A 13,554-nucleotide genomic window follows, 5' to 3' on the forward strand; every position below is an offset into this window, starting at 1 on the left:
ATGGCCGAGGACGACCCGGACACCATCCGCCGCGAGTTCGGCGAGGCGGTGAACATGACCGCGGCCGAGCTCGAGCGGTGGCTGGCGACCGAGGAGTCGCAGTCCGTGGGGCAGAAGAGCGGCGGCTCGGAGGAGTCGACCGGGCACGAGTCCGGACGGCGGATCGTCGAGCTGCTGCACACGAAGAAGGCCGACCTCACCGACGACGACCTCGCCCACATGCGGAAGGTGCACGGGTACGTGCAGCGCCACCTCGCCCAGGCGCCGGCGAAGGAGGACGTCGAGACCTCGCGGTGGCGGTACTCGCTGATGAACTGGGGTCACGACCCGCTGAAGAAGAAGTAGCGTCGCCCCGGTGCGCCGCAACGACCTGGCCCAGTACGACGAGCTGGCCGACCAGTGGTGGGAGCCGGCCGGCGGCTTCGCCATGCTGCACTGGCTGGCGGCGTCCCGGGCCGGGCACGTGCCCCCGGCGCCCGGCCCCGGCGCGGTGCTGGTCGACCTGGCCTGCGGCGGGGGGCTGATGGCGCCGCACGTGTCCCGGCTGGGCTACCGGCACGTCGGTGTCGACCTCGGCCTGGCCGGGCTGCGCGTGGCGCGGGAGCACGGGGTCGTCCCGGTGCGGGGATCGGTGCTGGCGGTCCCCCTGGCCGACGGCTGCGCCGACGTCGTCCTGGCCGGGGAGGTGCTCGAGCACGTCGACGACGCCGAGCAGGTGATCGCCGAGTGCGCCCGGCTGCTGCGGCCGGGCGGCACGCTGGTGCTCGACACGATCGCCCGGACCCGGCTGGCCCACCTGATCGCGGTGCGGATCGCCGAGCGGGTCCCCGGCGGCCCGCCCCCGGGCATCCACGACCCGGCCCTGTTCGTCGACCGCCGGCAGCTGCTCGCGGCCGCGGACCGGGTGGGCATCGACCTGCGGCTGGTCGGCCTGCGGCCCTCGGTGCGCGACGTCGTCGCCTGGCGGCTCGGCCGCCGTACCGGCGTGCGGATGCGGCAGATGCGCCTCACCACGGTGTTGTTCGCCGGCTACGGAACGCGACGGGAGGATCCGTGGCGGGCGGCCGAGCGGCGTGCCACCGAGTCCGCACGTACCGTCGGGTCATGACCGGAACGGGGCGCTGCGGGGGAACGTGCTGGTGACCGCTCCGTGAGCGCTGCGGTCGTCACGGGCTCCGGGCGCGCGCTGCCGGCGACCTACGAGCAGGACGCCGTCTGGGAGGGCTTCTTCGCCCGTCACTACGCGGGGCTGCGGTCGGCCGAGCGGATCTTCAAGAACACCGGGGTGCGCACCCGGCACGCCGTCGCCGACCCGGTCACCGAGGACCTCTCCGGCTGGGGGACCGCGGCCCGGATGACCCGGTACGTCACCGAGGCGCTGCCGCTGGGCAAGCAGGCGGTGGCCGGGGCGCTGGACGCCGCGGGGCTCGCCCCGGGGGACGTCGGCCTCTTCGCCGTCGCCACCTGCACCGGTTACGCCACCCCGGGGCTGGACATCCGGCTGGCCCAGGACCTCGGCATGCCGGCCCAGCTGCAGCGCCTGCTGGTCGGCCACATGGGCTGCTACGCCGCGCTGCCGGGGCTGGCCGCGGTCAGCGACTTCGTGGCCGCCCGGGCCCGGCCCGCGGTGCTGCTCTGCTGCGAGCTGACCAGCCTGCACGTGCAGCCGGCCCAGCGGGACCTGGAGCAGGTGGTCGCGCACGCGCTGTTCAGCGACGCGGCGGCCGCCGTCGTCGTGGAGCCCGGCGCCCGGCGCGGCCGGCGGGTGGCCGGAATGGTGGCCCGCACCGACTACGCCACCGCCGACCACATGACGTGGGACGTCACCGACCTCGGCTTCCGGATGGGGCTGTCGCCGCGGGTGCCCGACGTGCTGGCCCGGCACGTCGGCGGGGTCGTCGACGAGCTGCTGACCGGGGCGGGGCTGCGGCGGGAGGACGTCGCGGGCTGGGCGGTGCACCCCGGTGGGCCGCGCATCCTCGACGTCGTCCGCGACGAGCTGGGCCTGACCGAGGAGCAGATCGGCGCCTCCCGCCGGGTGCTGGCCGAGCACGGCAACTGCTCGTCCGCGACCGTGCTGCTGGTGCTCGACGAGCTGCGGGACGTCGACGGCCCGGTGGTCGCGATGGCGTTCGGCCCCGGGCTCACCCTCTACGCGACGCTGCTGCTCCCCTCCTGACCGCCGAGGTGGGCCTGCTTGGGGGCCAGCCCGCGGAGCGCCTCCGCGGCGACCCGGTCCCGGTCGGCGCCGCCGGCCGCGACCACCACCGCCCCGATCAGGCCCTCCACCAGCGGCCCCGGGCTGAGCAGCACCCGGTCCCGGACGCCGTCGTCGAGCAGCTCGAGCGCCGTCTCGGCGGAGAGCACGGCGCTGCCGAGGTCCATGAGCACCACGACGCCGTCACCGGAGTCGGCGGCGGCGATCGCCTCGGAGATCGCGAACGCGTCGGTGCCCAGGCCGCCGTCGTCGGTGCCGGCGGCGACCTCGACGGCCACGTCCGCGCCGGTGAGCATCTGCCGGGCGAGGGTGACCGCGGCCTCCGCCAGCGGGCGGCTGTGCGAGACGACGACCAGGCCGACCCGGGGCACGCCGGTCAGCCCTGCGCCGGGACCAGCGCCGTGGCCGCCGCCTCGACGAGCAGCGCCGCGGAGGTGGCACCCGGGTCGACGTGCCCGATGCTGCGCTCGCCCAGGTAGCTCGCCCGGCCCTTGCGGGCCTGCAGCTGCTTCGTCGCGTCCCGGCCCTCCACCGCGGCGGTCGCGGCGGCGCCCACGGCGTCGGCGAGCGGCTGACCGGCGGCCAGCGCGGCCTCCAGCGCATCGCACGCGGGGAGGAGCGCGTCGAGCATCGTCTTGTCCCCGGGCTCGGCCTTGCCGCGGGCCACGACGCCCTCGACCCCGGCGCGCAGCGCCTTCGCGACCGTGCCGGCGTCCCAGGGCCCGGCCCCGCCGGCGCCGGCGACGCGCAGGAAGAAGGTGCCGTAGAGCGGGCCGCTCGCCCCGCCGACCTTGCTCACCAGCGTGGCGCCGACGAGCTTGAACAGCGCTGCCGCGTCCGCCGGCGGCCCGCCGTCGAGCGCGGCGACCACCGCGGACATGCCCCGGTCCATGTTGGCCCCGTGGTCGGCGTCGCCGATGGCCGAGTCGAGCGCGGTCAGCTCGTCCCGGTGCTCGGCGACGGCCGCGGCGAACGCCCGGACCCAGCCCTCCAGCTCCGGGACGCCCAGCTCCGAGGCCATCAGACCCCCCACCGCAGCGCGGGCGTCCGCACCGGGGCGTCCCACAACCGCAGCAGGTCGTCGTCCATCCGCACGAGGGTGACCGAGCAGCCGGCCATCTCCAGGCTGGTCATGTAGGAGCCGACCAGCGACCGGGCCACGGGCACCCCGGACTTCTCCAGGACACCGACCACCTCGGCGTACATGAGGTACAGCTCGATCAGCGGTGAGCCGCCCATGCCGTTGAGGAAGACCAGGACGCCGTCGCCGCCGGTGAAGTCCAGGTCGCCGAGCACCGGCTCGACCAGCATCTCGGCGATCTCCCGGGCGGGGGCGACCGGGACGCGGCGCCGTCCGGGCTCCCCGTGGATGCCGATGCCGATCTCCATCTCACCCTCGGGCAGGTCGAAGGTCGGCTTCCCGGCGGCCGGCACGGTGCAGGAGGTGAGGGCGACGCCCATGCTGCGCGCCCGGGCGTTCACCGTGCGGGCGACCTCGGTGACCTCGGCGAGCGGGCGGCCCTGCTCCGCCGCGGCCCCGGCCATCTTCTCCAGGAGCACCGTGGCGCCCACCCCGCGCCGTCCGGCGGTGTACAGGCTGTCCTGCACCGCGACGTCGTCGTCGACGACCACCGCGCTGACCTCGGTGCCGGACTCGGCGGCCACCAGTTCCGCCGCCATCTCGAAGTTCATGACGTCGCCGGTGTAGTTCTTCACGATGTGCAGGACGCCGGCACCGCCGTCGACGGCGGTCGTCGCGGCGACCACCTGGTCCGGTACCGGGGAGGTGAACACCTCGCCGGCGCAGGCCGCGTCGAGCATCCCCGGGCCGACGAACCCGGCGTGCATCGGCTCGTGCCCCGAGCCGCCGCCGGAGACGAGGCCGACCTTGCCCCGCACCGGGGCGTCGCCCCGGACCACCACGCGGTTGTCCACGTCGACCCGCAGCTCGGGGTGGGCGGCGGCCATGCCGCGCAGCGCCTCGGGGACGACGTCGGCCGTCGCGTTGATGAGCTTCTTCACCGGTGCTCCTGTCTCTGAGCGCGGAGGGAGGCCCGTTCCTCGGGACGGGCCTCCGCGGGGGCGGGGTCGGTCAGGGACCGTCGGGTGCGTTCGGCCGGCCGCGGCTGCCGGACCGGACCTCGTCGTGCTCGCCGCCGCGCGGGGCGCCGGACAGGATGAGGGTGGAGGTGCCGGCGAGCTCACCGGTCAGGGTGCTTCGCTCCAGCCGATCGACCACGGGGACCTCCGGGGGAGGGGCGCCGGGACGTCGGTGTCCCGGCGGAGCAGACCCTAGGAGCGGCCCCGGCCGGCGGGCAATGCACTGCTGCGCGGCTCCTGGCGCGCATCACCACAGGTCGCCGCGGCGCCAGTCGCAGACCAGACGGCCGGTGGGGTCCAACGGCGCCGGGGTGGCCGGGGTGGGCAGCACGAGGACCGCCTCGTCCGGCGTCTCCACCGGGCCCCCGGGGGTGAGTGCCGCGGTCGGGCCGGTCCAGCGCAGCCAGCCGCGCGCCCGGTAGAAGTTGACGGCCGCCGCGCTGGACGCCAGCGCCCCGAGCTCCGCGCCGCCGGCGATCAGCCGCTCGATCTCCGCCATGACCGCGGCCCCGACCCCGCGACGGCGCATCGGCGCGGCGGTGGCGACCGCCTCCACGTACCCGGTGCGCAGGGTGCGGCCGTCGGCGATCAGCTGCCGGCCGACGAGGGACGCGTGGCCGGCCAGCTGCCCGTCCGCGCTGGCGAGCACGTGCAGCCCGCCGAGGGCGTGCGCCCAGTCCTCGTCGTCGAACCGGCCGGTGAACGCGTCGTCGAGGAGGGCGCGCACGGCGGCGAGCTCGCGGGGGGAGAGGTCGGCCGTGGGGGCGGTGCGCAGCCGCAGTCCAGGAGCGGGCACCGGGCCAGTCAAGCGCAGGCGGCCCCGCCCGTGGCCTCGGCCCGTCGGCCGGTGGCCGGAACTGCCACGATGGGCCCGTGATCGACGTCGAGCTCCTGCCCGGACCGGCGACGGGTGCGCTGACCCGCGGGTTCGCCGCCTGCCTGGCGTCGGTCACCGAGGTCCCCGTCACGGACCTGCCGCTGCCCGGCGACGACCTGGCGCACGCGCTGGGCGCCTGGCGGACCTGGCTGGCCGGGCACGGGTCGGGGCTGGTGCCCATCGCCGATCCGCAGCGCTTCCAGTGGGCCGGCTGGTGGATCGCCGTCGTCGAGGACCCGGCGGCGGCCGGGCCGGCCGAGGTCGCCGTGCTGGCCTTCGGCACGCCGCCGGGGGTGGTGCTCAGCCCGCAGGCACCTGCGCTGCTGGGCCGGGCGACGTCGGACCTCCGCATCCGGCAGGCCCACGCCGTCGCGTCCCTCGACCCGGTGCTGCACCGGCAGCAGGCCGAGCCGGAGCTGCGCGGCACCGTCGCCGGTCTCGCCGTGGCGCCCGTCGCGGAGGCCCCGATGCAGGTGCTGGAGGCCGCGCAGGCGCGCTCCGGTCGTGGTCTCGAGGGCGACCGCTATGCCGCCGGCGCCGGCACGTTCAGCCCGCGCGCGGACCGGCGACCCGGGTACGACCTCACGCTGGTGGCCGCAGAGGTCCTCGACGAGCTGGCCGCGGCCGGGCACGCCCTGGACTTCGCCGGCACCCGGCGGAACGTCCTCACCCGCGGCATCGACGTCAACGCCCTGGTCGGGCGGAAGTTCCGGATCGGGGACGTCGTCTGCGCGGGTCGCCGGCTGTGCGAGCCGTGCGCACACCTGGAACGGCTCAGCGGCCCGGGGGTCCTGCGGCCGCTGATCCACCGGGGAGGGCTGCGCGCCGACGTCCTCGGGGACGGGGAGATCCGGGTGGGGGCGGCCATCCGGCTCGCCTGACCTCGTCGGTCGGCGGCGGTCGGCTCCGCGGAGAGCGGGTGACGAGAATCGAACTCGCACTGTCAGCTTGGGAAGCTGATGTTCTACCATTGAACTACACCCGCGGAGGCTCTCCGACGGCGTGGACGTGGAGCCCGCCGCTCGGTGAGCGCTCTCGGAGATCGTACACGGGTCCCGATCGACGGTCCTCCTGCGGGGCGGGGTGCGCGCGCCGCTCAGTGAGCGTCGGTGTACTCGTCGTGGAGTCGCCACCAGACGTACGGTTCACCCTGTGGGCGACCGGCCGGGGAGTCCTCCCAGGTCTCCTGGCGGCCGAGCGGTGTGAGGTCGAGCAGGGTGAACGTGGGTCCGACTGCCTCGACCCCGCGCCCGTTGACGAAGTAGGTGCGGAACACCTCGTCACCGTCCCGGACGAACACGTTGAGGCCGAACACCTCCGCCACGCCGAAGTCCCGGGAGAAGCCCTCACCGACGAGCGTGTACCAGGGCACGCTCCACCCCATCCGCGCGCGGTAGATCTCGATCCGTTCCTGAGGTGCGGCCGACACGAAGGCGAGGGTGGTGTCGCGCGCGTTCAGGTGCGCGGGATGCGTGACGCCGTCCGCGAACATGGAGCAGCCCGAGCACGCTCCCTCCGGCCAGCCCTCGACGTCGGGCGCGTAGAAGAAGCGGTAGACGATGAGTTGCCGGCGGCCCTCGAAGAGTTCCAGCAGGCCCACCTCGCCCCCGGGTCCCACGAAGCGGTAGCCGGTGTCGACGCGCACCATCGGCATCCGCCGGCGCTCGGCGGACAGCTCGTCGCGGGCAGCCGTGAGTGCCTTCTCCTTCGCCAGCAGCGCCTCGAACGACGCGCGCCACTCGACGGGGGAGACCACCTCCGGGAGCCCGACGTCGTCGTGGTGGGTCGAGGGAGCATCCACCATGCCCGTACCCCTTCCGCTCGATCCCGCTGCCGGTCCCGCCCGGCCGGTGCGCGGACCAGCAGCCGGTCCGGCGACTGCCGGTTCGTCTGCCAATTCGTCCCGGACCAGCGACTCGTGCGCACCGACCGGGGGGATGTCGAGAACCCGGGCGCGGCTCCGTCCCAGGGGTGCACACGGCCACACTGGGCCGTACCCCACCGAGGAGGAGACCATGGCCAAGTACCTGCTGCTCAAGCACTACCGGGGCGCGCCGGCGGCGGTCAACGACGTGCCGATGGACCAGTGGACGCCGGAGGAGGTCATGGCCCACGTGCAGTACATGCGGGACTTCGCGGCCCGGCTCCAGGGCACCGGTGAGTTCGTCGACGGCCAGGAGCTCTCGCCGAGGGGCACGTTCGTCCGCTACGACGGCGAGGGGCGCCCGCCGGTCACAGACGGCCCGTTCGCGGAGACCAAGGACCTCATCGCCGGCTGGATGGTGATCGACGTCGACACCTACGACCGGGCGCTCGAGCTCGCGGGCGAGCTGTCCGCGGCTCCCGGAGCCGGTGGCAGGCCGATCCACGAGTGGCTCGAGCTGCGTCCCTTCCTGGGCGCGCCGCAGACCATCACGGAGTGACGCGGTGGACGAAGTCCAGCTGCGGGCGCTCATCCCCACCGTGATCGGGGTGCTCGGCCGCCGCGGAGCCGACTTCGCGGCGGCCGAGGACGCCGTCCAGGACGCCCTGGTCGAAGCCGTGCGCGTCTGGCCGGACGATCCGCCGCGGGACCCCAAGGGGTGGCTGGTGGCGGTGGCGTGGCGCAGGTTCCTCGACGCCGTCCGCGCCGACACCTCCCGGCAGCGGCGCGAGGTCCTCGTCGACGACGAGCCGGCGCCCGGGCCGGGCACCGAGGTGGACGACACCCTCCAGATGTACTTCCTGTGCGCCCACCCGTCCCTGACGCCGGCCTCGGCGGTCGCCCTCACCCTCCGCGCGGTCGGCGGGCTGACCACGCGTCAGATCGCTCAGGCCTACCTCGTGCCGGAGGCGACGATGGCCCAGCGGATCAGCCGGGCCAAGCGGACCGTCTCGGGCGTCCGGTTCGACCAGCCCGGGGACGTCGGCACGGTGCTGCGCGTGCTCTACCTGGTCTTCAACGAGGGCTACTCCGGCGACGTCGACCTCGCCGCGGAGGCCATCCGGCTCACCCGTCAGCTCGCGGCCAGGACCCGGCACGAGGAGGTCGCGGGCCTGCTCGCGCTCATGCTGCTGCACTCCGCGCGGCGCCCGGCCCGGACCCGCCCCGACGGCAGCCTCGTGCCGCTCGCCGAGCAGGACCGCAGCCGGTGGGACACCCGGCTCATCGCCGAGGGCGTCGACGTGCTCCAGGCCGCTCTGGCCCGGGACCGGCTGGGGGAGTACCAGGCCCAGGCCGCCATCGCCGCCCTGCACGCCGACGCCCGCACGGCCGAGGAGACCGACTGGGTGCAGATCGTCGAGTGGTACGACGAGCTGGTGCGGCTCACCGGCAGCCCGGTGGCCCGCCTCAACCGCGCCGTCGCGGTGGGTGAGGCGGACGGCGCCCGGGCCGGCCTCGCCGCCCTCGCGGAGCTCGACCCCTCCCTGCCCCGCCACGCCGCCGTCGCCGCGTACCTGCACGAGCGGGACGGGGACCTCGCCGCCGCAGCCCGGCTCTACGCCGACGCCGCCCGGGCAGCGTCGGACCTCCCCGAACGCGACCACCTCACGCGGCAGGCCGCCCGGCTCAACGCGGACCTGCGTCGCGGCTGAGCAGCGCGGCCCGGGCGCTGCCCCGGCCCTCCAGCGCCCGGGCGGGGCCCCGTCCCTAGACTCCGCAGCCATGCTGCTGTCCGACCGCGACATCCGGGCCGCGCTGGCCACCGGCCGGCTCGGCATCGAGCCCTTCGACGAGGCGATGGTGCAGCCCTCGAGCATCGACGTCCGGCTCGACCGCTTCTTCCGGGTGTTCAACAACGCCCGGTACACGCACATCGACCCGGCCCAGCAGCAGGACGACCTCACCACCCTGGTCGAGCCCGCCGGGGACGACCCGTTCGTGCTGCACCCCGGGGAGTTCGTGCTCGGCTCCACGCTGGAGGTGTTCACCGTCCCCGACGACCTCGCCGCGAGGCTCGAGGGGAAGAGCTCGCTGGGACGGCTCGGCCTGCTCACGCACTCCACCGCCGGGTTCGTCGACCCCGGTTTCAGCGGCCACATCACGCTCGAGCTGTCCAACGTCGCGAACCTGCCGATCACCCTGTGGCCGGGGATGAAGATCGGGCAGCTGTGCCTGTTCCGGCTCACGTCGGCCGCCGAGCACCCGTACGGCTCGTCGGTGTACGGCTCCCGGTACCAGGACCAGCGCGGGCCGACGCCGTCGCGCTCGTTCCGGAACTTCAGCCGCGCCGAGACCCGCCGTCCGGAACCGGCCGGTCCGCCGGACTGACCCGGCCGGAGCGGGCGGCCGGGCGAGGACCTCACCCGGCGTCGAGCACACCTCGGACGAGCCTGCTGAAGGTCCGGCCGAGGTCCTCCACCCGGTAGTGCGCCCGGACGAGCTCGGCACCGGCCGCGCCCATGGCCGCGCGGTCGGCGGGAGGCATCGCGGCCAGCTCGGCGATCCGTTCCCGGATGGAGGTGGGGTCCTCGCTGCGGGCCAGCAGCCCGTCCCGGCCCTCCTCGAACACCGGCGGCCGGCCCGAGCAGTCGGTGAAGACGGTGGGGCAGCCGGCGGCCATGGCCTCCAGGACCGAGAGCGGCAGCGCGGGACCCTCCCAGCGGGCGGTGTGCACGTAGCCGTCGGCGGCCGCCAGCAACCGGGGGACGTCGTCCCGCCAGCCCGGGAAGCTGACCCGGCGCTCCAGCCCCAGACGCCGGACCTGCCGGTGGAGGACCGCCTCGTGGTCCGCCGACCGCCGCGTCGCGACGGCGTCCCCGACGAGAGCCACGTGCACCGGCGCGGGAACGCCGTCGAGGGCCGCGAGCAGGAGGTCCTGTCCCTTCTGCGGGTCGAGCCGGCCCACGTTGAGCAGCAGGAGGTCGCCCTCGCCGGCGCCCATCTGCCCCCGCAGGCGGGCCCGCTCGGCCCCGGTCAGCGCGACCGGAGCCGGCACGGAGATGCCGTTGGGGAGGACGACGGTGCGCTCGGCCGGCACGCCGAAGGCGGTCATCTCGTCGCGCACCACCGTGGACGTGCAGACGGCGAGGGTGGTGTGCCGGGCGACGACGGCCTGGTAGCTGCGCCGCTTCGCGGCGGCCAGCGGGCGCGGGCCGTGGAAGCGGTGCTGGTTCTGCACCATGAGCACCCCGGGCACGCCGGCGCGGGCAGCGGCCAGCAGCGCCGGCGCGCGGTCGCTCTGGTTGACCCCGATGACGCAGCGGCCGCCGTCGCGGCGCACCCGCGCGGCCAGGGCGCGGACGAGCCGGGGGTCCCACGGCCGCTCCAGTCGCGGTTCGAGGACGGTCCGGACACCGACGCCGGCGACGTCGGGCAGGATGCTGGGCCCGGTGCGCGGGAGCGGGCCGTGCACGAGGGTCAGGTCGAGCCCGTCGGCGCGCAGCGCCCGCGCGAACTCCAGCGCCATCCGCGGCGCGCCGGTGCGGTCGGGCCGCCGCAGGGTCATGAACAGGCGTTCGTCCGGCACCGTCATCCGCGGCTGGTCGCCTTCCGCTCGGGGTCCCGGCACGGTAGCCGACCGGCGGCCGTCCCGCCGCGATCCACCGGGCGACCGCCGGCGCACGGTCGGGTGAACTCACGGCCGGGCGCGGGGTGACGGCGCGTGTTCCTGGGCAACACTGGGCCATGGACCCACGGGACACCGCAGTGCTGTTGCCACCGAGCTCCGGGAACCACGTCGTCGACGGCTTCTTCGACTGCGCGGAGGAGTCCGCGCACTACGCCTTCGGCGTCCAGCTCCTGCTCACCCAGTACGCGTCGGTGCTCTCGTGGGGGACCGAGGGCGTCGCGGAGCTTGGCAGCGGCGACGCCCGGGCCATCGCCCACGTGGTCCGCGCCGTCCCGGGGTTGCGGGTCCACGGCACGGACATCAGCGCCACCTCCGTCGAGCGGGCCCGGCGGACCATCGCCGGCCTGGGTGTGGCGGACCGCTACACCATCGAGCACGGCGACTTCTTCGCCTGGGCGGCGGGGGCGGGCGCGGACCGGACCCGCACCGTCATCGCCAACCCGCCGTACCTACCGGCGCCCGACGGCGACCTGCTCATGCCCGAGCTGTGGGGCGGCCGGTACGGAAACGACCTGGCGCTGCGGCTGGTGCGGGCCGGGTTCGACCACGTCCTGATGGCGCTGCCCAGCTACTCCGACCCCGCCACGACCCTGGCCTGCGCGGGGGAGCTGGGCTACCGGACGGCGAACTTCCTGGCCATGGGGCTGGAGTTCGGCGCCTACAGCCGGGAGCCGAAGGTGCGCGAGCACATCGCGCGGATCACCGCCGAGGGCCGCGGCTGGGCGGGCGAGGACGAGTACGTCGTCGCCGTCGCGCTGCTGACCCGGTCGCCGCAGATCACCCGCGACCGCACGGTGCAGCTGCTGCGGGCGCTCCAGCTGCCCGTCACCGCCGCGGCGGGCGCACCGTGACCGGGGGCTCCGTCCCGGCGACCTCCACCTCCGGCGCCAGGTGCGGACCCGACGCCCCGGGCAGCCCGGGCACCTCGTCGTCGACGTACCGCTCACGGCAGGTCAGCCAGCCGGTGATGAACAGCAGGACGACTCCGGCGTAGACGAGCACGAACATGCCGGTGTACCCGCCGGTGAGACCCCGCAGCAGCCCGACCAGCAGCGGGCCGATCCCGGCGAAGGCGTACCCCAGACCCTGGGCGACCGTGGACAGCGCCGCCACGGACTCCGGGGTGCGGCCGCGCAGACCGAACAGGGTCAGCACCATGGCGAAGGTGCCCATGCCCAGGCCCAGCAGGGTCACCCACAGCCAGCTCAGCGTCAGCGGCGCCAGCAGCAGGCCGGTCCAGCCGGCGAGGTAGCAGGCCGTGAAGCCGGCCAGCATCGGGCGCTGCAGGTGCGCCCGGACGGTGAGCATCGGGACGACGGCGCCCAGCGGGATCGCGATCAGCGCGTTGATGCCGACCAGCACGCCCGCCGCGGCCGCCGACATGCCTTGGTCGCGCAGGTACTGCGCCGTCCACCCGATGATCACGTAGGCCTGCATCGCCTGCAGGCCGAAGAACGCGGCCATGGCCCAGGTGAGCGGGCTGCCGGCGAGGGCCCGCAGCCGGACGGCGGTGTGCCCGCCGCGCGCCGCCCGCGGGTGGCGCGGGACGAACATCCACGGCAGCGCGGCGACCAGCGCGAACACCGCCCAGATCCCCAGCCCCCAGCGCCAGCCGTCCGCGCCCGTCGCCGCGGCGATCGGCGCCGTGGAGACGCCGGCGACGGCCCCGCCCACGGCCATGGCGGTGCTGTAGGCGCCGACCAGCAGGCCCGTCCGGTGCGGGAACCACTTCTTCACCAGCCCCGGCAGCAGCACGTTGCCCAGCGCACCGCCGGCCATGGTGGCCACCGTGCCGAGCAGGAATAGCCACACCGAGGTCGTCGCCACGCGGCCGACCAGGCCCGCCGTCATGACGAGCAGCGCCGCGGCGAGCACGTGCCCGTCCCGGTAGCGGGCGGCCAGCGGCGGGCCGGCGAAACCGATCAGCGCGAAGCACAGCACCGGCATGCTGGTGATCAGCCCGGCCATGCCGGAGGAGATGCCCAGGCCGTGCTCGACCTCCTCGAGCACCGGGCCGACGCTGTTCACCGAGGTGCGCAGGTTGAACCCGGTCAGGACGATCGCCGTCCCCACCACCAGGAGCCCACGTCGGGTGGGGGCGTGCGGTGCGGGAGCAGCGGTGCGGGTCACGTGCCCGGATTGTCCTCCAGCCGCCGGCGGCGATCTGGAGCCACCCCGCTGTCGACGTGTCCCGCTGCTACCGGGTGCCCTCGACGGTCACCGTGACCGCCGTCAGCTGCTCGGTCGTGCCGTCCCCGGCCACCCGCAGCAGCGCGAGCTCGTGCGGCCCGTCCCCGGCCGGGGCGGCCAGCGCCAGGGTCGGGCTCAGGCACTGCCGCAGCCGCAGCGCCGGGCCGGCGGGCGTGGTGGTGTAGCTGACGGTGCTGCCGGCGTCCCCGCGCACCGCCTCGCCGTCGAGGGTGACCACGTAGGAGGCGTCGTCCGGGCCGGTGAGCCGGTACCGCAGCACGGTGCCGGCCGTGACGACGCTGCTGGAGACCCCGATCGCCGGGGTGTCGCAGTCGGCGGCCAGCGGGACCTCGTCGCCGTCCCGGCTGCCGACGGCGGCCAGCACGGCCAGGACGACGACGAGGACGGCGAGCAGCGTCCAGTGCCCGCTGCGGCGGACGGGCGGCCGGTCCTCGGCGGCCAGGGCCCGCTCGTCGTTGACGTCGCGGGCGTAGTGCATGCGCGTGCGGCGGTTGCCCGCGGCCAGCTCGGGGTCGACCCGGCCGCGGTCCCCGCCGAAGAACGCCGTCACGCCCCCAGTGTCTTACGGCCACCCTCCAGGGCCCGCGCCGAGCTCG

17 protein-coding genes and 1 tRNA gene are annotated in these 13,554 nt (G+C 75.5%); 8 read left to right on the plus strand and 10 right to left on the minus strand.

The window, feature by feature from the left end; genetic code table 11:
* The 3 genes from HL189_RS18040 to HL189_RS18050 are packed head-to-tail and all read left to right on the plus strand — an operon-like array spanning window position 1 to window position 2,179.
* Window positions 1-345: a DUF3140 domain-containing protein gene (locus HL189_RS18040; protein WP_369135099.1), complete on the plus strand. Its 345-nt coding sequence runs from the start codon at window positions 1-3 to the stop codon at window positions 343-345.
* A 10-nt stretch (window positions 346-355) separates the two neighbouring features.
* Entirely contained in the window at window positions 356-1,108 is a 753-nt protein-coding gene (locus HL189_RS18045; RefSeq protein ID WP_369135100.1) for a methyltransferase domain-containing protein, read from the plus strand.
* Window positions 1,109-1,150: 42 nt separating this feature from the next.
* Window positions 1,151-2,179 carry a type III polyketide synthase gene (locus HL189_RS18050; protein ID WP_369135101.1) on the plus strand — a complete coding sequence of 343 codons (1,029 nt, stop codon included), beginning with the start codon at window positions 1,151-1,153 and terminating at the stop codon, window positions 2,177-2,179.
* On the opposite strand, the gene dhaM is transcribed toward HL189_RS18050, so the two are convergent.
* The 5 genes from dhaM to HL189_RS18075 form a co-directional block, all read right to left on the minus strand.
* On the minus strand, window positions 2,152-2,589 hold the full coding sequence (gene dhaM, locus HL189_RS18055) for a dihydroxyacetone kinase phosphoryl donor subunit DhaM (RefSeq protein ID WP_369135102.1): 438 nt from the start codon (window positions 2,587-2,589) through the stop codon (window positions 2,152-2,154). The genes HL189_RS18050 and dhaM overlap by 28 nt on opposite strands.
* A 5-nt stretch (window positions 2,590-2,594) precedes the next feature.
* Entirely contained in the window at window positions 2,595-3,239 is a 645-nt protein-coding gene (dhaL, locus tag HL189_RS18060; RefSeq protein ID WP_369135103.1) for a dihydroxyacetone kinase subunit DhaL, read from the minus strand.
* Window positions 3,239-4,240 (minus strand): dihydroxyacetone kinase subunit DhaK, encoded by a 1,002-nt coding sequence (gene dhaK / locus HL189_RS18065; RefSeq protein ID WP_369135104.1) that lies wholly within the window; start codon window positions 4,238-4,240, stop codon window positions 3,239-3,241. The genes dhaL and dhaK overlap by 1 nt, the downstream gene beginning before the upstream one ends.
* A 70-nt stretch (window positions 4,241-4,310) precedes the next feature.
* Window positions 4,311-4,457 carry a hypothetical protein gene (locus HL189_RS18070; protein ID WP_369135105.1) on the minus strand — a complete coding sequence of 49 codons (147 nt, stop codon included), beginning with the start codon at window positions 4,455-4,457 and terminating at the stop codon, window positions 4,311-4,313.
* Window positions 4,458-4,565: 108 nt separating this feature from the next.
* Window positions 4,566-5,114, minus strand: a complete 549-nt coding sequence (locus tag HL189_RS18075) for a GNAT family N-acetyltransferase (protein ID WP_369135106.1) — start codon at window positions 5,112-5,114, stop codon at window positions 4,566-4,568.
* A gap of 77 nt (window positions 5,115-5,191) precedes the next feature.
* Between HL189_RS18075 and HL189_RS18080 the strand changes: the two genes are divergently transcribed.
* Window positions 5,192-6,076, plus strand: coding sequence for an MOSC domain-containing protein (locus HL189_RS18080; RefSeq protein ID WP_369135107.1), 885 nt, complete (start codon window positions 5,192-5,194; stop codon window positions 6,074-6,076).
* A gap of 33 nt (window positions 6,077-6,109) precedes the next feature.
* On the opposite strand, the gene HL189_RS18085 is transcribed toward HL189_RS18080, so the two are convergent.
* A tRNA-Gly gene (locus HL189_RS18085) sits at window positions 6,110-6,180 on the minus strand.
* Between the two features lie 111 nt (window positions 6,181-6,291).
* Window positions 6,292-6,999, minus strand: a complete 708-nt coding sequence (locus HL189_RS18090) for a DUF899 domain-containing protein (RefSeq protein ID WP_369135108.1) — start codon at window positions 6,997-6,999, stop codon at window positions 6,292-6,294.
* Between the two features lie 211 nt (window positions 7,000-7,210).
* Here HL189_RS18090 and HL189_RS18095 point away from each other — a divergent pair, with 211 nt between their 5' ends.
* The 3 genes from HL189_RS18095 to dcd all read left to right on the plus strand — a co-directional run bounded on the left by HL189_RS18095 (window position 7,211) and on the right by dcd (window position 9,447).
* Window positions 7,211-7,618, plus strand: a complete 408-nt coding sequence (locus HL189_RS18095) for a YciI family protein (protein ID WP_369135109.1) — start codon at window positions 7,211-7,213, stop codon at window positions 7,616-7,618.
* A 4-nt stretch (window positions 7,619-7,622) separates the two neighbouring features.
* Entirely contained in the window at window positions 7,623-8,771 is a 1,149-nt protein-coding gene (locus HL189_RS18100) for an RNA polymerase sigma factor (protein WP_369135110.1), read from the plus strand.
* Window positions 8,772-8,841: 70 nt separating this feature from the next.
* Complete coding sequence (dcd, locus tag HL189_RS18105) at window positions 8,842-9,447, plus strand: dCTP deaminase (protein WP_369135111.1); 606 nt, start codon at window positions 8,842-8,844, stop codon at window positions 9,445-9,447.
* A gap of 31 nt (window positions 9,448-9,478) precedes the next feature.
* Here dcd and HL189_RS18110 read toward each other — a convergent pair whose 3' ends face one another.
* The gene (locus HL189_RS18110; protein ID WP_369135112.1) at window positions 9,479-10,651 is read right to left on the minus strand and encodes a glycosyltransferase family 4 protein; all 1,173 of its coding nucleotides are present in this window, start codon (window positions 10,649-10,651) and stop codon (window positions 9,479-9,481) included.
* 152 nt (window positions 10,652-10,803) lie between these two features.
* On the opposite strand from HL189_RS18110, the gene HL189_RS18115 reads away from it, so the two are divergent.
* Window positions 10,804-11,598, plus strand: a complete 795-nt coding sequence (locus HL189_RS18115) for a methylase (RefSeq protein ID WP_369135113.1) — start codon at window positions 10,804-10,806, stop codon at window positions 11,596-11,598.
* Here the strand turns inward: HL189_RS18115 and HL189_RS18120 are convergent.
* Both HL189_RS18120 and HL189_RS18125 read right to left on the minus strand, forming a co-directional pair.
* Complete coding sequence (locus HL189_RS18120) at window positions 11,573-12,877, minus strand: CynX/NimT family MFS transporter (RefSeq protein WP_369135114.1); 1,305 nt, start codon at window positions 12,875-12,877, stop codon at window positions 11,573-11,575. The two genes, HL189_RS18115 and HL189_RS18120, sit on opposite strands and share 26 nt — an antisense overlap.
* 67 nt (window positions 12,878-12,944) lie before the next feature.
* Window positions 12,945-13,508, minus strand: a complete 564-nt coding sequence (locus HL189_RS18125) for a hypothetical protein (protein WP_369135115.1) — start codon at window positions 13,506-13,508, stop codon at window positions 12,945-12,947.
* Window positions 13,509-13,554 lie beyond the last annotated feature (46 nt).

Origin of the sequence: Modestobacter sp. I12A-02662, assembly GCF_041028325.1 — a bacterium.
Lineage (GTDB): Bacteria > Actinomycetota > Actinomycetes > Mycobacteriales > Geodermatophilaceae > Modestobacter.

Coding starts and splice junctions, on each gene's coding strand:
- HL189_RS18040 (WP_369135099.1), top strand. CDS start 1: ATGGCCGAGGACGACCCGGACACCATCCGCCGCGAGTTCGGCGAGGCG.
- dhaL (WP_369135103.1), bottom strand. CDS start 3,239: ATGGCCTCGGAGCTGGGCGTCCCGGAGCTGGAGGGCTGGGTCCGGGCG.
- HL189_RS18090 (WP_369135108.1), bottom strand. CDS start 6,999: ATGGTGGATGCTCCCTCGACCCACCACGACGACGTCGGGCTCCCGGAG.
- HL189_RS18095 (WP_369135109.1), top strand. CDS start 7,211: ATGGCCAAGTACCTGCTGCTCAAGCACTACCGGGGCGCGCCGGCGGCG.
- dcd (WP_369135111.1), top strand. CDS start 8,842: ATGCTGCTGTCCGACCGCGACATCCGGGCCGCGCTGGCCACCGGCCGG.
- HL189_RS18110 (WP_369135112.1), bottom strand. CDS start 10,651: ATGACGGTGCCGGACGAACGCCTGTTCATGACCCTGCGGCGGCCCGAC.
- HL189_RS18115 (WP_369135113.1), top strand. CDS start 10,804: ATGGACCCACGGGACACCGCAGTGCTGTTGCCACCGAGCTCCGGGAAC.